This is a genomic window from Corynebacterium sp. MC3 (assembly GCF_900099485.1).
Lineage (GTDB): Bacteria > Actinomycetota > Actinomycetes > Mycobacteriales > Mycobacteriaceae > Corynebacterium > Corynebacterium pseudogenitalium.
On sequence record NZ_LT622816.1, the window covers coordinates 154,689 to 173,485 of the forward strand.

At 60.2% G+C, this 18,797-nt stretch carries 18 protein-coding genes; 16 read left to right on the forward strand and 2 right to left on the reverse strand.

What is annotated here, in order from left to right; all coding sequences use genetic code 11:
• The first annotated feature begins 6 nt into the window (after positions 1–6).
• Positions 7–1,608 (forward strand): signal recognition particle protein, encoded by a 1,602-nt coding sequence (gene ffh, locus BQ4436_RS09645; RefSeq protein WP_070478854.1) that lies wholly within the window; start codon positions 7–9, stop codon positions 1,606–1,608.
• A 64-nt stretch (positions 1,609–1,672) separates the two neighbouring features.
• Here ffh and BQ4436_RS09650 read toward each other — a convergent pair whose 3' ends face one another.
• The gene (locus BQ4436_RS09650; RefSeq protein WP_070976638.1) at positions 1,673–3,838 is read right to left on the reverse strand and encodes an acyltransferase family protein; all 2,166 of its coding nucleotides are present in this window, start codon (positions 3,836–3,838) and stop codon (positions 1,673–1,675) included.
• A gap of 358 nt (positions 3,839–4,196) precedes the next feature.
• Here BQ4436_RS09650 and rpsP point away from each other — a divergent pair, with 358 nt between their 5' ends.
• The 12 genes from rpsP to BQ4436_RS09710 all read left to right on the forward strand — a co-directional run bounded on the left by rpsP (position 4,197) and on the right by BQ4436_RS09710 (position 15,208).
• On the forward strand, positions 4,197–4,691 hold the full coding sequence (rpsP, locus tag BQ4436_RS09655; RefSeq protein WP_070362270.1) for a 30S ribosomal protein S16: 495 nt from the start codon (positions 4,197–4,199) through the stop codon (positions 4,689–4,691).
• A 90-nt stretch (positions 4,692–4,781) separates the two neighbouring features.
• Complete coding sequence (gene rimM / locus BQ4436_RS09660; RefSeq protein WP_320072716.1) at positions 4,782–5,294, forward strand: ribosome maturation factor RimM; 513 nt, start codon at positions 4,782–4,784, stop codon at positions 5,292–5,294.
• Entirely contained in the window at positions 5,287–6,474 is a 1,188-nt protein-coding gene (gene trmD / locus BQ4436_RS09665) for a tRNA (guanosine(37)-N1)-methyltransferase TrmD (RefSeq protein ID WP_070976642.1), read from the forward strand. Before rimM ends, trmD begins: the two co-directional genes overlap by 8 nt.
• A 17-nt stretch (positions 6,475–6,491) precedes the next feature.
• Positions 6,492–8,792 carry a Tex family protein gene (locus BQ4436_RS09670; RefSeq protein WP_070976646.1) on the forward strand — a complete coding sequence of 767 codons (2,301 nt, stop codon included), beginning with the start codon at positions 6,492–6,494 and terminating at the stop codon, positions 8,790–8,792.
• 114 nt (positions 8,793–8,906) lie between these two features.
• Positions 8,907–9,254, forward strand: a complete 348-nt coding sequence (gene rplS / locus BQ4436_RS09675) for a 50S ribosomal protein L19 (RefSeq protein ID WP_070362274.1) — start codon at positions 8,907–8,909, stop codon at positions 9,252–9,254.
• A 119-nt stretch (positions 9,255–9,373) separates the two neighbouring features.
• A complete protein-coding gene (lepB, locus tag BQ4436_RS09680) occupies positions 9,374–10,063 on the forward strand; it encodes a signal peptidase I (protein WP_083290932.1) in 690 nt (229 codons plus the stop codon).
• A 25-nt stretch (positions 10,064–10,088) separates the two neighbouring features.
• On the forward strand, positions 10,089–10,733 hold the full coding sequence (locus BQ4436_RS09685; protein WP_070363483.1) for a ribonuclease HII: 645 nt from the start codon (positions 10,089–10,091) through the stop codon (positions 10,731–10,733).
• Positions 10,730–11,038 (forward strand): DUF2469 domain-containing protein, encoded by a 309-nt coding sequence (locus BQ4436_RS09690; protein ID WP_070362276.1) that lies wholly within the window; start codon positions 10,730–10,732, stop codon positions 11,036–11,038. The genes BQ4436_RS09685 and BQ4436_RS09690 overlap by 4 nt, the downstream gene beginning before the upstream one ends.
• A gap of 144 nt (positions 11,039–11,182) precedes the next feature.
• The gene (locus tag BQ4436_RS09695) at positions 11,183–11,557 is read left to right on the forward strand and encodes a YraN family protein (protein ID WP_083329535.1); all 375 of its coding nucleotides are present in this window, start codon (positions 11,183–11,185) and stop codon (positions 11,555–11,557) included.
• A complete protein-coding gene (locus BQ4436_RS09700; RefSeq protein WP_070976652.1) occupies positions 11,544–13,100 on the forward strand; it encodes a YifB family Mg chelatase-like AAA ATPase in 1,557 nt (518 codons plus the stop codon). The genes BQ4436_RS09695 and BQ4436_RS09700 overlap by 14 nt, the downstream gene beginning before the upstream one ends.
• The gene (locus BQ4436_RS09705; RefSeq protein ID WP_070976655.1) at positions 13,097–14,281 is read left to right on the forward strand and encodes a DNA-processing protein DprA; all 1,185 of its coding nucleotides are present in this window, start codon (positions 13,097–13,099) and stop codon (positions 14,279–14,281) included. The genes BQ4436_RS09700 and BQ4436_RS09705 overlap by 4 nt, the downstream gene beginning before the upstream one ends.
• Before the next feature lie 21 nt (positions 14,282–14,302).
• Positions 14,303–15,208, forward strand: coding sequence for a tyrosine recombinase XerC (locus tag BQ4436_RS09710; RefSeq protein WP_070976658.1), 906 nt, complete (start codon positions 14,303–14,305; stop codon positions 15,206–15,208).
• A gap of 4 nt (positions 15,209–15,212) precedes the next feature.
• Here BQ4436_RS09710 and BQ4436_RS09715 read toward each other — a convergent pair whose 3' ends face one another.
• Positions 15,213–15,704: a M23 family metallopeptidase gene (locus tag BQ4436_RS09715; RefSeq protein ID WP_070977143.1), complete on the reverse strand. Its 492-nt coding sequence runs from the start codon at positions 15,702–15,704 to the stop codon at positions 15,213–15,215.
• Positions 15,705–16,012: 308 nt separating this feature from the next.
• Between BQ4436_RS09715 and rpsB the strand changes: the two genes are divergently transcribed.
• The 3 genes from rpsB (at position 16,013) to pyrH (ending at position 18,797) form a co-directional block, all read left to right on the forward strand.
• Positions 16,013–16,927, forward strand: coding sequence for a 30S ribosomal protein S2 (rpsB, locus tag BQ4436_RS09720; RefSeq protein WP_070362281.1), 915 nt, complete (start codon positions 16,013–16,015; stop codon positions 16,925–16,927).
• A gap of 167 nt (positions 16,928–17,094) precedes the next feature.
• Complete coding sequence (gene tsf, locus BQ4436_RS09725) at positions 17,095–17,913, forward strand: translation elongation factor Ts (protein ID WP_070976661.1); 819 nt, start codon at positions 17,095–17,097, stop codon at positions 17,911–17,913.
• A gap of 200 nt (positions 17,914–18,113) precedes the next feature.
• Positions 18,114–18,797 (forward strand): UMP kinase, encoded by a 684-nt coding sequence (gene pyrH / locus BQ4436_RS09730; RefSeq protein WP_070362283.1) that lies wholly within the window; start codon positions 18,114–18,116, stop codon positions 18,795–18,797.

The following is an 18,797-nucleotide window of genomic DNA, read 5'->3' on the forward strand; positions in this document are numbered from 1 at the left end:
CGCACTGTGTTCGAGTCACTGTCTGACCGCTTACAATCAGCGCTTGGAGGCTTGCGCGGCAAAGGCAAGCTCACCGAGGCTGACATTAACGCCACAGCACGTGAGATTCGGATCGCGCTGCTGGAGGCTGACGTCTCGTTGACTGTCGTACGCGCCTTCATTAAGCGCGTGAAAGAGCGCGCTTTGGGCTCTGACGTTTCAGAGGCGCTGAACCCGGCACAGCAAGTGGTCAAGATTGTTGACCAGGAGCTGACCGCCATTTTGGGCGGAGAGACTCGACGCCTCAACTTTGCAAAGACACCGCCGACCGTCATCATGCTGGCAGGTCTACAGGGTGCTGGTAAGACCACCCTGGCAGGTAAGCTGTCCCGCCACCTTGCAAAACAAGGGCACACACCGCTGCTGGTGGCCTGTGACCTCCAGCGCCCGGGCGCTGTGCAACAGCTCCAGATTGTGGGTGAGCGCGCCGAGGTTGCAACGTTCGCGCCGGATCCTGGCACGTCCATCGACTCGTTTGAGCACGAGATGGGCACTTCCCACGGCGACCCTGTCGCGGTGGCGCAGGCTGGTATTGAGCACGCGAAGCAGAACAAGCACGACGTGGTGATCATCGATACCGCGGGCCGTTTGGGTATTGACGAAACACTGATGACGCAGGCCCGTAACATCCGTGATGCAGTCCAGCCTGATGAAGTCCTGTTTGTGATCGATGCGATGATTGGTCAGGACGCGGTCACGACTGCGCAGGCCTTCGCAGACGGCGTGGACTTTACCGGCGTTGTGCTGACGAAGCTCGACGGTGACGCCCGCGGTGGTGCAGCCCTGTCCATCCGTGAAGTCACCGGCAAACCGATCCTATTCGCGTCCACAGGTGAGAAGCTCGATGACTTTGATGTCTTCCACCCGGAGCGCATGTCGAGTCGCATCCTCGGTATGGGCGACCTGCTCTCACTCATTGAGCACGCGGAGACCGTCTTCGACCAGAAGGAAGCTGAGGAGGCCGCGAGCCGACTCGGCACTGGGGAGCTCACGCTTGAAGACTTCCTGAACCAGATGCTGATGATCCGCCGCATGGGCCCGATCGGCAATCTGCTCAAGATGATGCCTGGCGGCAAGCAGATGAACCAGATGGCGGACATGGTTGATGAGAAGCAGCTGGACCGCATCCAGGCAATCATCCGCGGTATGACGCCTGAGGAACGCGCGAACCCGAAGATTCTCAATGCGTCGCGCAGGAAGCGCATCGCTGCTGGTTCCGGCGTGAAAGTCTCTGACGTCAACCAGCTCGTTGAACGCTTTTTTGAGGCGAAGAAGATGATGGGCGCGATGGCCAACCAGTTCGGCCTACCAGGAATGCCGGGCATGGGTGGCGGACGCTCCGCGACAAAGAAGAAGCCCAAGGGACGCAGGGGCAAGAACGGGAAGCGCAAACCGGCGAAGCGCCGTGGTGGAGGCCCGAAGATGCCGGGCATGCCACAGATGCCGGGAATGCCTGGCATGGAGGATCTGCAAAAGATGCAGGAACAACTTCCTCCGGGTATGGAGGGGCTTGACCTCAACAATCTTGACTTCGGCGCAGCGATGAAGCGCATGGGCAAGAAGAAGTAGTCAGCAAAACACTGAAGGGCCGGTACGGGCATCCGTACCGGCCCTTTGCTATGGTGCTCGCACGCTACTGCGTAGCGGGTGCGTCCATCTCCAAGCTCGGTGTGGGATCCGTGGCGGGCCCCGGGAGCAGGCCTAGCTCTTCGAAGACCGGCATCAGCTCAGCCCACAGAAGCGGAGCGAGCGTTGCTGCGTAGGCGTTCGAGATGTGGTTCTGGTCGCGGTAGATGTACACGTTGCCACGCTGTGGCGGGCAAAACTTGTCGTCGCAGAACCAGTCAGCGGTATCGATGGACCACTGGTGATTCTCGGGCAAGAGGTACGAGGTTGCTGGGTCCTCGGGCCCGTAGACTGTGCTGCGCAGTGCTGAGCAGTCGCGTTCGGAGGCACCAGCAACGATGCAGAGGTTCGGGTCCATAGGATCGCCTTCTGGGGTGAACATCCATGGGTTATCGCGCAAACCAACGAACGGGATGCCGTAGTAGGCGAAGTTCTGCCACAGGTTCGCGTAGGCGTCGGGGACCTTGTCCGTGGAAAACGCTGCACCGCCCGCGTGGCCCTCGGGGCGTGTGGAGTTTGAAATCACCAGGTCCGGGTTCATTTCGACGATGTTCTGGAACGCAAGCTCCGACCATTGAGCACATACATCGCTGACGAACTCGTCTCTGTCGGCACCGCCGATGACAATCGGGCACTCCTGCCGGACGTACGGAATGACCCGGAAGTGGTGCTCTTTCCCGAGCTTGTCGAGGGGCACGACGTACGGCTCGATGTGGGACCCGCCGGTCATCACTACAGTGACGTCGGACTCGAGGTCGCCGTACTGGCAGTCGGGACGAGGCATGTCCGTTGCCGGCTGGGGGATCATGATCATGCACTCGTCTACGCCGATAGGTGGGTAGATGCCCGCAATCAGGGCCGGATCGGGCTGTGGCTTGACGTCTGGGACTTCAGCACCAGCAATGGCGAGGGCGCCCGGGTAAAGGTCCTCCGGAAGATCGCGGTCTGCGTCCTCGATGCGCTGATTCCAAAGCGGTTGGATTGCAAAAATAGTGGCAACGAGCACGGAAACCAGCACGCCGCCGCCTGCGCGGACAACGCCGGTGCGGGTGCGCAGCGTCGAGCGGGCGTCGATAATCGGGGTATCGGTCGATTGCGGGCGCTTTCGGTGTTGACGCAGCGGGTCTTCTACCAGCAGGTGTGTGACGTGTGCGAGTCCGAGCGAAACCGCGATGACGAGGGTGCCAACCCACCACGGAGGAGTCCCGAACCCTCCAGCAAGAGTGACAATGATGAGCAACGGCCAGTGCCAAAGATAGAGGGAATAGGCGATGCTGCCTAGCCACGTCATCGGCTTCGACGCCAGAATGTTTGAGACCGAGTTCTGGTTGCCACTCATGACAATCAGCGCGGCGCCAGTGAGTGGCAGCAGCGTGACAGGGCCGGGGAACGCGAGTGAAGTGGTGACGACGATGCCGGTAATTGAAATCATCACAACGCCAAGGCCCGCAGTCCACGCGGCTGTGCGCTGTGGCAGGAAACGGCTGGTTGGCACGAAGGCAAGCAACCCACCGAGCGCGAGCTCCCACGCACGGGAGAACGTGGAGTAGTAGTTCTGGCCCGTACCGACGAAGCCGAAGCGCGCAGCGTATGCGAACGAAGCAACGGTGATAATGGCGAGCAGCGTGATCGCGCCTCGCTTGGCAATGACAGCCGGAACTTTGCACTTCCAGATCAAGAAGGCCAGCAGCGTCCCCAACAAAATGGCGAAAACGTAGAACTGGCCTTGCACACTCATTGACCACAGGTGTTGCAGCGGAGACGTGTCCTGGCTTGCCGCCGCATAATCCGCATCTTGGGCGATCAGCTCCCAGTTTTGGTAGTACAGCATGGAGGCGGTGAACTGCTTGGAGAGTTCCACGCCCATGAGTTCGGGGGCGAGCAGCATCACACCAAGCATGGTTGCCAGGACAGTGAGCGCAAGTGCTGGAACGAGGCGTCGAATAGTGCGCCACAGTGGCCACCAGGGGTTGAGGCTTGGGTTTGGGCGCATTCCGTAGCGGATCTGGCCACCGAGGAAGAAGTATCCAGACAGCAGCAAGAAGACATCGACGCCGCCTGAGACTCGGCCGACGTAGACGTGGAACAAGACGACTAGTGCGATAGCAAAGCCTCGAAGCCCGTCAAGGTCGACGCGGTATGCGGTTGAGCGTTTCGTGCTCGGTGCAGGCATGCTGAAAAACCTCGTGTACTCTCAGATTGTTTCGCGCCCTCATTACGCTTCATGCTATTTTTCGGCGGGCAACTGAAAAGACGATACCCGCAACAGGCAGGCAAATGGTAACTATCTGCCTAGATAACAAGTCCTGTTTGGGAATTGGTTCGCTATGGGGTAACCTCTTTCAGGTTGATTATCTGTGTATGCAGGTTTTGAACAGGACCAACCTGCGTTCGCGTTGGACCCGTCACGTGCAGAGATGCCCGATGTCGCCCAACCAGTCACGCGCAGGGTAAAGAAGAAGGGTTGAACCGGCCCGCCTATCGTGTTGGCGGGTGTCTGTACTGCCCGGTGACCGTAAAGGAAGATTTTCATGGCTGTAAAGATTAAGCTGCAGCGCGTCGGTAAGATCCGTAACGCGCAGTACCGTGTTGTTATCGCTGATGCGAAGGCTCGTCGTGATGGCAAGGTTGTCGAGAACATCGGTATCTACCACCCGAAGCAGGAGCCTTCCCTCATCAAGATCGACTCCGAGCGTGCTCAGTACTGGCTCGGCGTTGGTGCGCAGCCGACCGAGCCTGTGCTCGCTCTGCTGAAGATTACCGGCGACTGGCAGAAGCACAAGGGCCTCGACGGTGCTGAGGGCACCCTCAAGGTTGCTGAGGAGAAGCCATCCAAGCTTGACCTGTTCAACAAGGCTCTCGAGGAGGCCAACAACGGCCCGACCGCTGAAGCGATCACCGAGAAGCGCAAGAAGGCGAAGGAAGAGGCTGAGGCCAAGGCTGCCGCAGAGGCTGAGGCAGCTGCAGCTGCTGAGGCTGCGGAGTCCGCTGAAGAGGAGTCCCCGGCTGAGGAGTCCGAGGACTAATCCGAACCTCGCAACGGCACGTTCCCGATCCGTGTGGTCGGAGGGCGTGCCGTTTTTTGTTTGCGAAGTGGGCGTCGAAAAGTAGGGTAATTGAGCATGGAGCTACTGATTGGTCGGGTCGTGAAGACTCACGGTATTAAGGGCGAAGTCGCGGTGGAAGTGCACACGGACCAGCCCGAGGTTCGCTTCGCGGTGGGCAGCAAGCTGCGCGGTACGCAAACGGGGAAGGAAGTTGAACTCACCGTTGCGACGGCCCGCCCGCACAAAGGACGCCTGTTGCTCAGCTTCGAAGAGGTGCCGGACCGTACCGCCGCTGAGGGGCTGCGAGGGCTGAAGTTCTTCGCGGCGCCGCTTGAACGCGGGGAGGACGCGGACCCGGATGAGTTCTACGATCACGAATTGATTGGACTGAACGTGCGTCTTGATGGGGAGGCGATCGGGCAGGTCACAGGTGTGATGCATACGCCGGGGCGCCAGATTCTGGAGGTTGAGTACGACGGCCGTGAGGTCCTCGTGCCGTTCGTGAGCGATATTGTGCCCGAAGTAGATCTGGAGAAGGGCTTCCTGTCCATCACCCCGCCAGAGGGTTTACTCGATGTCTAGGCACACCTTGAGGCTCGACATTGTCACCATTTTCCCCGAATACCTTGAGCCGCTGCGCCACGCGTTGTTGGGCAAGGCGATTGAGCAGGGGATTGTGAGCGTCCGCGTGCATGATCTTCGACAGTGGGGGCTTGGTGTACATAAGTCTGTCGACGCCCCTCCGCTCGGCGGCGGGCCTGGTATGGTGATGCGCCCGGATGTGTGGGGTGAGGCGCTTGATGCCGTGGCAGCTGGCAACGAAGGCGAAGGGTTGCGTTCCGCCGCACCGCACCGCAATGACAAGGCCCGCCACGATGAGGTCCACGCCGTCGCGCCACGGCCGTATGAAGTTAGTGATGTCCGCGAAGGCGAGTCTGCTGAGCAACCACTGCTGATTGTGCCTACTCCGGCGGGATCTCCGTTTACGCAGCAGGATGCGCAGGCGTGGTCGCGCGAGTCCCACATCGTGTTTGCTTGTGGCCGCTACGAGGGTATTGACCAGCGAGTCTTTGTTGACGCCCAGCAGCGGTACCGGGTGCGCGAGGTCTCTGTCGGCGATTACGTGCTCATCGGCGGGGAGGTGGCTACGTTGGTGATCGCGGAGGCCGTCACCCGCCTGATCCCCGGGGTGCTGGGCAATACGCAAAGCCACGAGGACGATAGTTTTTCCGATGGGTTGCTTGAGGGGCCGAGCTACACAAAGCCACGAACGTGGCGCGGGATCGACGCCCCGGACGTGCTCTTTTCGGGTGATCACGCCAAGGTGGGGCGCTACCGGCGCGATGCATCGCTGCTGCGCACCCAGCAAGTCCGCCCGGAGCTATTGGACGCCGCCGAGCTCGATGAGGATGACGAGTTTGCGCTGTACGGCCGCGACGTCGTGACGGCAATGCAGGTGCTCGTCGACGAGAAGCGCTGGCCGAAGGCGCGCAAGTCTTTGGCCCGTGCGTTGCGCAAGGCTGGTTATCGCGAGCCCAAAATCTCACTGGAGCCGATCGGACCGCACTGCGAGGATGAGTCGATTCTTGAGACCGATTACCTGTTGAAGGAGGGGCATCCGCCTCTTGAGTCTTTGTGCAGGCTCGAGGTGCGCGGCCGCACCGCGCTCGAGCTGGACGCTGCGACGCAAGCGGTGGTCGCAGGCCTGCCCAGAGGCACCTACTGGTACGGATCGACCCGCCTCGTGGATGGGAACGCATAAGCATTAGAATGTCCGGAATGACGTTCATTGCTGAGACCATTGCATCGGAACTCCAGGTAGCGCCACGCCACGTTGAGGCTGCGCTGCAACTGTTGGCAGAGGGGAATACGGTCCCATTCATTTCTCGCTACCGGAAGGAAGCTACAGGTGGCTTGGATGACACACAGCTGCGCCACATTGAGCAGCGCAATGCGTATTTGATCGAGCTTGAGGAGCGCAAGGCTTCGGTCATTGAGGCGATCGAGGAGCAGGGCAAACTCACTGATGAGCTCAAGGCGCTCATCATGGGTGCGGATACGAAGGCGCGCGTCGAGGATCTCTACCTGCCGTATAAGAAGCGCAGGAAGACCAAGGCGGATATCGCGCGTGAGGCCGGTCTCGAGCCGCTCGTTGACTCGCTTATTGACGCCCCTTCGGCCGACGCCGAGACCGAGGCAGCAAGCTATGTCTGTGAGGGGTTCGCCGACACGAAAGCGGTGCTGGACGGTGCCCGCGCGATCTTGGTTGACAGGATCGCCACCGATGCGGATCTCGTCGGCGAGGTCCGCGACAAGGTGTACGAGTCCGGAACGATGCGTTCGAGCGTCGTCGAAGGCAAGGAGAACGAGGGTGCGAAGTTCCGCGACTATTTCGACTTCAGCGAGCCATTCACCTCGTTGCCGTCGCACCGCATTTTAGCGCTGCTGCGCGGAGAGCAGGAAGGCGTGCTTTCGCTGGATTTGGACGCCGGAGATGATGCGGCGTACGAGGGGATGATCGCGAACCGTTTCGACCTTAACTGTGAAAAGAGCCCGTGGCTGGCGAAGGCCGTGCGGTGGGCATGGAAGACAAAGCTGCAGGTCTCTTCTAATTTGGATACGCGGATGCGTCTTAAGGAGCGTGCCGATGAGGCGGCTCTGGACGTCTTCAGCACGAATCTTCGCGATGTGCTGCTGGCCGCTCCTGCCGGTCAACGCGCGACCCTGGCGTTGGATCCGGGTTACAGGAACGGTGTAAAAACAGCGACCGTAGATGGCACGGGGAAGGTGCTCGCAACCGCGATCGTCTACCCACACCAACCGCAGAACCAATGGCAGCAGGCGGTGCAGGTGCTCGCGAACACCGTGGCGGAACACGGCGTGGAGCTCATCGCGATTGGTAACGGCACGGCGTCGCGGGAGACGGAGAAGCTTGCACGAGAGGTCGCGGACATGATCGCAGCAGCGGGCGGGCGCAGGCCTGTTCCGGTGGTGGTGTCGGAATCGGGTGCGTCGGTGTACTCGGCTTCTGAGATCGCGGCTCAGGAGTTTCCGGACATGGATGTGTCACTGCGTTCCGCGGTCTCGATTGGGCGGCGCCTCCAGGACCCGCTTGCGGAGCTGGTCAAGGTCGACCCGAAGTCAATTGGCGTGGGGCAGTACCAGCACGATGTGAATCAGGCGGCGCTCGCGCAGTCGTTGGACGCCGTGGTGGAGGACGCGGTGAACTCAGTCGGGGTGGACGTCAATACGGCGTCGGTACCGCTGCTGGAACGAGTCGCTGGCGTGACGCCGACGATCGCAAAGAACATCGTTGCCTACCGCGATGAACATGGTGTGTTTGCTTCGCGCAAGGAGCTGAAGAAGGTGCCGCGACTTGGGCCGAAGGCCTTCGAGCAGTCGGCCGGCTTCCTACGCATCCAAGGCGGAGAGAATCCGCTTGATGGCTCCGCTGTGCACCCGGAGGCCTACCCCGTTGTGGAGCGCATCGCTCAGCAATCTGGGGTGGACACTGCGGCACTCGTTGGTAACAGCAGAGTGCTGTCGGGTCTACGTCCGCAGGACTTTGCCGACGACACCTTCGGCGTCCCAACCATCACGGATATCTTTGCCGAGTTGGAAAAACCAGGACGGGATCCGCGTCCGGAGTTTAAGACGGCCACTTTTAAAGAAGGCGTACACAAGGTGTCTGACCTCCAGCCGGGCATGATTCTGGAAGGGACGGTCACCAACGTCGCCGCGTTCGGCGCGTTTGTGGACGTCGGCGTGCACCAGGATGGCCTCGTGCACGTGTCTGCGATGAGCCATTCTTTTGTGAAGGACCCGCACGAGGTCGTGCGCTCGGGTGAAGTGGTGAAGGTGAAGGTCCTCGAGGTGGACGTGCAGCGCCAGCGAATTAGCCTCACGCTGCGCCTGGATGATGAGCCGGGGAGCGAACAGAAGCGTGAGTCTTCACGCGGGAAGAAGCCGCAGCAGAAGCCGAGCCGTCAGGGTGGGAAGCGCCAGCGAGGTCGCGCTGGAGGTGCGCCGCAGGGCGGTTCGATGGCGGATGCACTCAAGCGTGCCGGATTTGGGAAGTGACGTGCTCGCATGTAAAATCGTGCGGGTTATTGTAAGCGACATGAACCAGCCGAGCGTCCACCTGTGGAAAAAGCCGCTAGGGTCCTCTGTCCAGAAACGTAAAGGATTGCTTCAATGAGCAACGGCATTATTGATCTTGTAGACGCAGGCCAGCTGCGCGACGATATCCCTGACTTCCGTCCGGGCGATACCCTCGACGTACACGTCAAGGTTATCGAGGGTTCGGTCACCCGTACCCAGGTCTTCACTGGCTTCGTCGTTCGTCGTCAGGGTGACGGCATCCGTGAGACGTTCACGGTCCGCAAGGTTTCCTTCGGTATCGGTGTTGAGCGTACCTTCCCGGTACATTCCCCGAACCTGGAGAAGATTGAGGTCGTCCGCAAGGGTGACGTACGTCGCGCAAAGCTGTACTACATGCGCGACCTGCGCGGCAAGGCTGCCCGCATCAAGGAGCGCCGCTAAGCGCATACCCGTTTCTTGCGCAGCACCCCGCACACTTACGCTTCGTAAGGTGCGGGGTGTTTTGTTGCGCTGCTAGAGTGTTGCGGGTGAACGAAAAGAGCGCATCTGAAGAAGAATCCATGCCGTGGTACATCGAAATCCCGATGGTCGTTGTACTCACCTTGGTGTTCATCTTCATTATTCAGACATTCATTGGCCGCCTCTATGTGATTCCTTCTGCGTCGATGGAGCCGACGTTGCATGGGCAGGACGGCAAGGGTGATCGCATCTTCGTGGAGAAGGTGTCCTACTACTTCTCTGATCCGGAGCCGGGTGACGTCGTCGTGTTTAAGGGGACTGACTCGTGGAATACCGGCTTCGTCACTAACCGCTCCGACAACCCGGCCATTGCCGGTCTGCAGGAGGTGTCCTCCTGGGTGGGGCTGGTGCCGAAGGATGAGAACACGTTGGTCAAGCGCATCATCGCGAAGGGTGGCCAGACGGTGTCCTGCCAGGAGGGGGATCCGGCGGTGATGGTGGACGGCAAGCCGATCGACCAGTCGTATACGCTGCAGCCGAACTACTACCCGGTGGATCCTGAGACTGGGTCCGACGCTTGCGGTGGGAACTACTTCGGCCCGGTAACTGTCCCTGATGGGAACTACTTCATGATGGGTGATAACCGCACGAATTCCGCTGATTCGCGCTACCACCTTGGTGATGAGTACCAGGGCACGATCCCGGAGGAGAACCTTCGCGGAAAAGTTCTTGCGATTGTGTTCCCACTCCAGCGTTTTGGTGGCGTCGACGACCCTGCGATCCAGCAGTAGCCCTACGCTTGGTGTGTGAGCTGTGGTGCGTCGTTTGAAGCAGCTTCGGACGTACGAGGTGGCGCTCGAAAAAGCAGGGCTCGGACCAGTCGTCGGGGTTGACGAGGCCGGCCGGGGCGCCTGCTTCGGGCCACTGACAGTCGCCGCGTGCGTGCTACCACCGCAGCCGATACGGCAACTTGAGGGGTTGACGGATTCCAAGCAGTTGACGGCGAAGCGTCGAGAAGCACTCTTTGACATCATTTGCCAGCACGCGCTCGCATACTCCATCGTGCACGTGCCCGCCAGCGAGATTGATCACCGCGGGGTGCAGCATGCCAACATTGACGGGGCCCGGCGCGCAGTTGCGCAGCTAGAGACGGAGGCGCGGTACGCGCTTGTCGACGCCTTCCATATCGCGGGTTTGCCCGTACCACAACTGCCGATTATCGGCGGTGACGCGAGTGCCCGGTGCATCGCCGCCGCCAGTGTGCTAGCCAAAGTGAGCCGCGACCATCTCCTCGATGGCTACGCGGAGCAGTACCCGGGGTATGGGTTGGAGCGCCACAAGGGGTATGGCACGAAGGCACACATGGATGCGGTGCGCCGCCACGGGGCGACGCCGCAACATCGTTATAGTTATGCCAACGTGAGAACTGCCGTTGAGATTTACGAAGGGGGCACCGCATGAGTGCTGAGGATCTGGACAATTACGAGGCCGACGTCGAGCTGTCGCTGTATCGCGAGTATCGAGACGTCGCGAGCCAGTTCTCGTTTGTCGTGGAGACGGAGCGTCGTTTCTACCTTGCGAATGCTGTCGAGTTGATCCCGCACAAAGACGGCAACGATGTGTACTACGAGGTCCGTATGTCGGATTGTTGGGTGTGGGACATGTACCGTGCGGTGCGTTTTGTGCGCTACGTCCGCGTAATTACGTACAAGGATGTCAATATCGAGGAGCTAGACAAGCCGGACATCACGTTCCCTAATTCGTAGTCTGCGTTTCGACGTCCCCTCCGCCCCTCCCGCGTGTTGCCTGTAAGGAACCGCGGGAGGGGTTTTTGCGTCTAAACACTTACGCCTCTGGTGCGTCTGGAGGTGTGTGCAAACGAACAAGGATGTGAAGAAGGGAACGAAGTTATGCAGAAACCGTGCATGGACCAGTATCAGCTTGGCCGTCTAGGGGAAGATGCCGTACTGGAGGAGTATTTAGCGTTGGGCTACACGTGCCTTGGTAGGCGGGTGCGATTACGGCATGGCGAGATTGACCTGATTATGCAGGACTCTTACGGCACCGTGGTGTTCGTAGAGGTGAAAACTCGTCGTTTACCGGGGTTTGGTTCGGTTGAGGCGGTGCACGCGAAGAAGATGATGGCAATGCGTAACGCGGCTGCTGAGTGGTTGCGCAGCACTGAGGGGTTCTACGAAGTCCGGTTCGACGTCGTGGAGGCGATGTATCACGAGGACGGCTTCGAGTTTGAGTTCATCATGGGGGTCGAAGATGCCGCTTGCTAGTACGTTGAGTGCCACGGTTGAGGGCATTCGGGCGCGCATCGTACGCGTGGAGGCCAACGTCGGGCCGGGGTTACCAGGAATGCATATTGTTGGGCTCGCCGATGCTGCCGTGAAAGAATCCCGCGAGCGAATCCGTACCGCCTGCCGTAATAGTTCACTGCCGTGGCCGAAGACGAAGGCGATGGTGTCGCTGTCGCCGGCGCACCTGCCGAAGGCTGGTTCGCAGTTTGACTTGCCGATTGCGTTGGCGGTGATGGGGAGCCTAGATCCACGCGCTCAACGGGCACTATCGCGAACATTTTTTGTAGGAGAGTTGGCGCTGGATGGCAGCTTGCGGCCTGTACCGGAAGTGCTGCCGATGCTGCTGGCGGCCCAGGAGCTGCTTGTTCAGGAGGGTGGAATTGACCGCATTGTGGTTCCGCGCGCGAACGAGCACCAGGCACAGCTCGTGTCACGCGGAGACATCGTGCTGGCGGACTCGCTGGCGCAGGTGTGGGCGTGGCTGGTCGGGGAAGAGGTGCTTGAAGTAGCTTCTGTGGGTGCGCCAAGCATTGAGCAAGGACGACAGCCGGACTTCGCAGACATCGCAGGGCAAGGCCCCGAGCGAAGGATTATGGAAGTCGCCGCGGCCGGTGCGCATCACATGCTAATGATCGGACCACCCGGCTCAGGCAAGTCCATGCTTGCAGAGCGTCTCCCATCCATCCTCCCCGCAATGGACGTCGAAGAAATGGTCACGTCCACAGCGATTCACGCAGCTGCCGGGATCGCCGGGGGAGAGCTGATTGCGCACCGCCCGTTCATCGCGCCGGACCCGTCGCTTTCCAAGGCGCAACTCATCGGGGGAGGCAGCGGGATTCCTCGCCCCGGCGCGGTCAGTCAAGCCCATAACGGTGTGCTGTTTCTCGACGAAGCCTCTGAGATCGCGTCCGCTACCCTCGATGCGTTGCGCATTCCCCTGGAGAAAGGCGAGGTGCGCCTGCGACGCAGCAACCGCGACGTCGTCTTTCCAGCCGACTTCCAGCTCATCCTCGCGATGAATCCATGCCCGTGTGGAAAACCAGCAAACCGCTGCCGCTGCTCCGGGGCGCAGCGTGCGCGGTATGCGCGAAGTATTTCGGGTCCGCTGAGGGACCGCCTGGACATTGTTTGCAGGACTTCGCTGGATAACGCCGTGCTAAACCCAAACGGGGCAGAGTCTTCCACGGCCATCGCCCAGCGTGTGGCAGAGGCACGGGACCGTGCGGCACATCGGTGGCGGACGTGCGAGGAACACACGAACGGGGCGTTGACGAATGCGCGCGTGCCGGGGCCGTGGCTGCGTCGATACTTCCCGGCGGAAGATTCCGCGATGATGTTCCTCTCCTCGATGCTTGCGCGCGGGGAGGTCAGCCAGCGCGGTATCGACCGCATCCTGAAATTGTCGTGGACCTTGGCGGATCTCACTGGCGCACAATGCCCCCACCTCGGGCACGTCGCTGAGGCCGTCGACCTTCGAGACGACCAGACCTTGCTTTCAGCACGTCAGGAGGCATCGGCATGAGCGCGCTTGAATCATGGGCCTACCTCAACCGTGTCATCGAGGGGCCGTCGACGGCGCTATGGGCACTGCGAAACGAAGGCTATACCGCTGACGAAATCGCCGAAGGCGTGCGCACACGAGCGCCCTGGCTCGGTGACCTCGCCGCCGACACCGATGCGAGATACACCTGGGACCAGCCAGCAGAAGACCTAGCCACTGCAGCGGAGCATGGGTACACACTCATCACACCGGAATCGCCCGAGTGGCCTCGCGAACGGATTTATGACTCCTTCAATCTCGGCGCAAAGATGAGTCGGGATGGCGAAGGTGCTCCGATACGTGCAGACGGGGTTCCGCCACACGCCCTCTGGGTTCGAGGCAATACCAACCTGCCGGAGCTATTGGAAAACTCGATCGCGATCGTCGGCACTCGAGCGCTGAGCGCATATGGGCATTCAGCCACCCGTGACATCGTGCACGGACTGAAGCGCTGGGGATACACCATCGTCTCCGGCGGTGCACTCGGTATTGATGCGGCAGCCCACGATGCGGCCCTCGAGGCGGGACTGCCAACTGTGGTGTTCGCCGCATGTGGGCCGGGTGTCACCTACCCGAGACGCCACAAACAGCTATTTGATCGCATCGTGGCGGCAGGGGGAGCGATCATCACCGAATACAGCCCTGGCATGGCCCCTGAGAGACACCGCTTCCTTACCCGGAACCGACTCGTCGCTGGGTTCACACAGGCCACGCTAGTAATAGAAGCCGCCTACCGCTCCGGGGCGCTTAGCACGTTGCGCTGGGCGCAGTACTACCAACGCGGGACGCTTGCGGTACCTGGGCCGATAACCACCGCCGGATCTGTCGGCACCAACCTCGCTATCTATAAGGGGGAGGCCACGATGGTGCTCAACGCGACCTACGTCCACGAGGCGATCCGCCTCGAGAACGGACTGGATGCAGAACAAGAACTTGCGGACAACAATGTAGCTTCGCCCCTACAACTCCTGACCCGCACCGAGATGCGCATCTACGATGCCGCGCCAAAACATCATCGCGACGGGCTTGTAGCGGAGGAGATTGCAGGTGCCGCCGCGCTATCCCTCCAAGTCACCATCAACACGCTCATTGAGCTGCAAGGAAAGGGACTGATCCAGCGGGAAGGCCAGCTGTGGCGACGAAGCGACACAGCCAAACCCTAAGCTACCGATACAATACGGGACATGAGTAGCAGCCACGATCAGTCGTCCACCCAGTTTCTCACCGCGGTGGACGACTTCATCGATTACTGCCAACACGTCAAAAACCGCGCCGCGGCGACCTGCAAGAGCTACAAATCGGATCTCACCACACTCGCGCCGTACACACCAGATCTCAACGCATTCACCATCGACGCTCTACGCCACTGGCTCGCCGACGCAGTCCAAGCCGGCAAAGCACGCTCCACCATCTCACGACGCACCGCATCCGCGCGCGCCTTCTCCACCTGGGCTTACCAACACGGCTACATCGCAAAGGACGAAGCAGCCCGCCTGCGCACCCCGAAAGAACAGCGCAAACTACCCACCGTGCTCAGCGCCCCCGCTACCGAGGAACTCATCCGCCCCCACGGCGACACACCAGAAGACATCCGCGACACCGCCATCCTCGAACTGCTCTACGCCAGCGCAATCCGAGTCGGCGAACTCGTCGCCCTCAACATCGAAGACCTTGACCTGCACACCAACACCGCAAAAGTCACAGGCAAAGGCAACAAACAACGCATCGTTCCATTCGGAACCAACGCACACAACGCACTGACCACATGGCTTCACGACGCCCGACCAGCCCTCACCAATAGTGCTGACGCAGGGACCGAACCGCTGTTCGTCGGCACCCAGGGAAAGCGCATCGACCAACGCCAAGTTCGCCGAATCGTCGAGCGCGCCGGGCTGCAGGCGGGGCAGGCGAGTATCACGCCACACTCGTTGCGGCACACAGCGGCCACGCAAATGCTTGAAGGCGGCGCCGACCTACGAATGGTGCAAGAAATGCTCGGGCACTCTAGCCTGCAAACCACGCAGATATACACGCACGTCTCCTCACAGCGGCTCACGCAGATTTACAACCAAGCGCACCCCAGGGCATGAGCCTTTAACGGGTTGGCTTCAACCGAATGGTGGGCGTCGATAAGAGGGAAAGCGGATTGATGTAGGTGTCTTTCGCAATGAGTGCGCCCCAGTGCAGCCCGTCCTGGAGATGTGCCTGCGGCCCCGTCGGCCGTGCCAGCGTCCCAATCGCATCGCCGAGTTTTACTTCGTCGCCTTGCTGCACACGCGCGTGTACAGGCTGGTACGTCGTACGGATGCCATCTGGGTGATCAATACTGATAATGGGTGTGCCTGCTACCTTGCCCACGAAAGCGACTGTCCCGTTGTCTGCTGCTAGAACAGTGGCTCCGACGCGTAGCGCAAGATCAACCCCGCGATGCCCCGGCATCCAGTTCTTCTCCGGGATCTCTGCGGGCCGTGTAATCCGGGTTGCGTAGGGCAGCCCCGTGGTGGGGTCGACGTACGCAAGAGCCTGAGGCGCCAAGCACCACGTGCAAAGTAGGGGAGTAATGGCCGCGAGTAAGCGTGTGAACATGTGCATGTTGCCATTGAGCCCTGCAACCGCGGTAGTAGACAAGGCTGCGGGCGTGCAGCCTGTGGATAAAAACTGGCCTGTGGATAAGGCTCAGGGTTTGTGCAGGTCAAATTAGGTAATCGTGGGATAGTCGACTATGCTTGGCAAGGCAACTTTTCGAAGTTGACTACGCGCGCCGAATAACGCCAGCTCAGCGTAGGTCCCACAGTATGAGGGTGTTGAGCGGGTGCGGTGCTAGGGCGAGGGATAAAAACCCTTGCAGTACATGAACATTAACCGAACGAGATTACTCCAAAGGAGAAATTCCCATGGCAGTTGTAACCATGCGCGAACTCCTCGACGCAGGTGTCCACTTTGGCCACCAGACGCGTCGTTGGAACCCGAAGATGCGTCGCTTCATCTTCACCGACCGCAACGGCATTTACATCATCGACTTGCAGCAGACGCTGACCTACATTGACGAGGCTTTCGAGTTCGTCAAGGAGACCGTTGCACACGGCGGCACGATCCTGTTTGTTGGTACGAAGAAGCAGGCGCAGGAGCCTATTCAGGAAGAGGCTCAGCGCGTTGGTATGCCATACGTAACGCACCGCTGGCTCGGTGGCATGCTCACCAACTTCCAGACCGTTTCCAAGCGTATCGCCCGTATGAAGGAGCTCCAGGCTATGGACGCTGCTGAGAACGGCTACGCAGGTCGCGGCAAGAAGGAAGTTCTGATGCTGACCCGCGAGCGCCAGAAGCTCGAGCGTGTCCTCGGTGGCATCGCTGACATGACCAAGGCACCTTCTGCTCTGTGGGTTGTTGACACGAACAAGGAGCACATCGCGGTCAACGAGGCAGAGAAGCTGCGTATCCCGGTTGTTGCTGTTCTTGACACCAACTGCGATCCAGACGACGTCAACTTCCCAATCCCGGGTAACGACGACGCCATCGGCGCGGTCAAGATCCTGACCCACATCATCGGCGAGGCAGTCATCGCTGGTAAGCAGCAGCGCGAAGAGCGTCAGCTGGCTTCCGCACGTGAGGCTGCAGGCGACACCGACGCTAAGCACCAGGCAGAGGTTGCAGAGGCCGCTGCTCAGGCAGCCGCATCCGCTGAGGTTTCCGCTGCAGACGCTGCGAAGGCAGCCGCTGAGGCTGAAGCTGCTGCGCCACAGGAGGTTGCACCAGTCGAGCAGCCACACGCTGTTCGCGCTGCAGAGCAAGCTCAGCAGGCTAAGTAACTCCGCTCGCAGGACGCGCGAAACGTGTATCCTGCATAAGCGAGTGTGACACCCCGCGTCCTGTTCACGTCCTGGATTATGGGCGCGAATTGGGCGTGGGGTGTTTTGCTTGAAGCATAATTTTACGACGTATTTATCCACTACTGTACGAGGAGGATCGCCCGAATATGGCGAACTACACTGCTGCTGACGTAAAGAAGCTGCGCGAAACCACCGGCTCCGGCATGCTCGACTGCAAGAAGGCGCTGGAGGAGACCAGCGGCGACTTCGAGAAGGCTGTTGAGCTGCTCCGCATCAAGGGTGCAAAGGACGTGGGCAAGCGCGCAGAGCGCAATGCTCTCGAGGGCCTCGTCGCTGTCTCCGGCAACACCATCGTCGAGATCAACTCGGAGACGGACTTCGTTGCTAAGAACGACGAGTTCAAGACCATCGCTGGCAAGATTGCTGACGCTGCTGCAGCAGCGAAGGCAAACAGCCAGGAGGAGCTGGCAAACGCTGATGTCGACGGCGAGACCGCACACGACGTTCTTGAGCGCCTCTCCGCAAAGATTGGCGAGAAGCTGGAGCTGCGCCGTGCTGCCACCATCGAGGGTGAGCAGCTGGCGAAGTACCTGCACCAGCGTTCCGCTGACCTGCCACCAGCTGTCGGCGTTTTGGTTGCTTACAAGGGCGACAACGCTGAGGCTGCACACCAGGTTGCGCTGCAGATCGCCGCGATGAAGGCTCGCTACCTCAAGGAAGAGGACATTCCGGCCGAGGTCGTCGAGAAGGAGCGCGCTGTTCAGGAAGAGATCACCCGCAACGAGGGTAAGCCTGAGGCAGCTATCGAAAAGATCGTCCAGGGCCGCATGGGCGGCTTCTTCAAGGACGTTGTTCTTCTGGACCAGCCGTCGCTTGCTGACTCCAAGAAGACCGTGAAGCAGTTCACGGAGGAAAGCGGCATTGAGGTCACCGACTTCGTTCGCTTCGAGGTTGGCCAGGCATAAGCCTGATGTTTTTTACCGTCGGCGTTGAGGGGTTACCCTCCGCCGGCGGTTTCTTTATGCCCGGTTGCTACAAACCGGACTGAGATCGCTAAGATCGGTCGAGAACAGAATTGTCCTCTACGGCTCGAATTGGCCAACTCTCAAGGAGTGTCCTCACAGTGTCAGAACTTGCGTCTACCCGCACAGGATTCAAACGCGTCATGCTCAAGCTGGGCGGTGAAATGTTCGGCGGTGGAAAGGTTGGTATCGATCCGGACGTCGTCGAAAGCGTTGCTGCACAGATTGCCGAAGTCGCCCAGTCCGGAACCGAAGTAGCGGTAGTGATTGGCGGCGGCAACTTCTTCCGCGGTGCAGAGCTGCAAAAGCGTGGCCTTGACCGTGCACGCTCCGACTACATGGGCATGCTCGGCACGGTGATGAACTGCCTGGCGCTCCAGGACTTCCTGCAGCAGAAGGGCGTCGACTGCCGCGTTCAGACCTCCATCAACATGGCGCAGATCGCTGAGCCCTATTTGCCGCTTCGTGCAGTGCGGCACCTGGAGAAGGGGCGCGTCGTCATCTTCGGTGCTGGCATGGGAATGCCGTACTTCTCTACGGATACCACCGCCGCGCAACGCGCGCTGGAAATTGGTTGCGAGGTGCTCCTGATGGCGAAGGGGGTTGACGGTGTCTACGACGACGACCCTCGAACCAACCCAGACGCACAGCTCTACAGCGAGGTTTCTCCCCGCGAGGTGCTCGAAAAGGAACTCAAGGTTGCCGATGCCACCGCGTTTTCGCTGTGTATGGACAACAACATGCCGATCCTGGTGTTCAACCTGCTCAAGGAAGGCAACATTGCCCGCGCGGTATCCGGCGAGCAGATCGGTACCCTTGTTTCCTAA

Coding starts and splice junctions, on each gene's coding strand:
- BQ4436_RS09650 (WP_070976638.1), bottom strand. CDS start 3,838: ATGCCTGCACCGAGCACGAAACGCTCAACCGCATACCGCGTCGACCTT.
- rpsP (WP_070362270.1), top strand. CDS start 4,197: ATGGCTGTAAAGATTAAGCTGCAGCGCGTCGGTAAGATCCGTAACGCG.
- trmD (WP_070976642.1), top strand. CDS start 5,287: ATGTCTAGGCACACCTTGAGGCTCGACATTGTCACCATTTTCCCCGAA.
- BQ4436_RS09670 (WP_070976646.1), top strand. CDS start 6,492: ATGACGTTCATTGCTGAGACCATTGCATCGGAACTCCAGGTAGCGCCA.
- rplS (WP_070362274.1), top strand. CDS start 8,907: ATGAGCAACGGCATTATTGATCTTGTAGACGCAGGCCAGCTGCGCGAC.
- lepB (WP_083290932.1), top strand. CDS start 9,374: ATGCCGTGGTACATCGAAATCCCGATGGTCGTTGTACTCACCTTGGTG.
- BQ4436_RS09690 (WP_070362276.1), top strand. CDS start 10,730: ATGAGTGCTGAGGATCTGGACAATTACGAGGCCGACGTCGAGCTGTCG.
- BQ4436_RS09695 (WP_083329535.1), top strand. CDS start 11,183: ATGCAGAAACCGTGCATGGACCAGTATCAGCTTGGCCGTCTAGGGGAA.
- BQ4436_RS09700 (WP_070976652.1), top strand. CDS start 11,544: ATGCCGCTTGCTAGTACGTTGAGTGCCACGGTTGAGGGCATTCGGGCG.
- BQ4436_RS09705 (WP_070976655.1), top strand. CDS start 13,097: ATGAGCGCGCTTGAATCATGGGCCTACCTCAACCGTGTCATCGAGGGG.
- BQ4436_RS09710 (WP_070976658.1), top strand. CDS start 14,303: ATGAGTAGCAGCCACGATCAGTCGTCCACCCAGTTTCTCACCGCGGTG.
- BQ4436_RS09715 (WP_070977143.1), bottom strand. CDS start 15,704: ATGTTCACACGCTTACTCGCGGCCATTACTCCCCTACTTTGCACGTGG.
- rpsB (WP_070362281.1), top strand. CDS start 16,013: ATGGCAGTTGTAACCATGCGCGAACTCCTCGACGCAGGTGTCCACTTT.
- tsf (WP_070976661.1), top strand. CDS start 17,095: ATGGCGAACTACACTGCTGCTGACGTAAAGAAGCTGCGCGAAACCACC.
- pyrH (WP_070362283.1), top strand. CDS start 18,114: ATGCTCAAGCTGGGCGGTGAAATGTTCGGCGGTGGAAAGGTTGGTATC.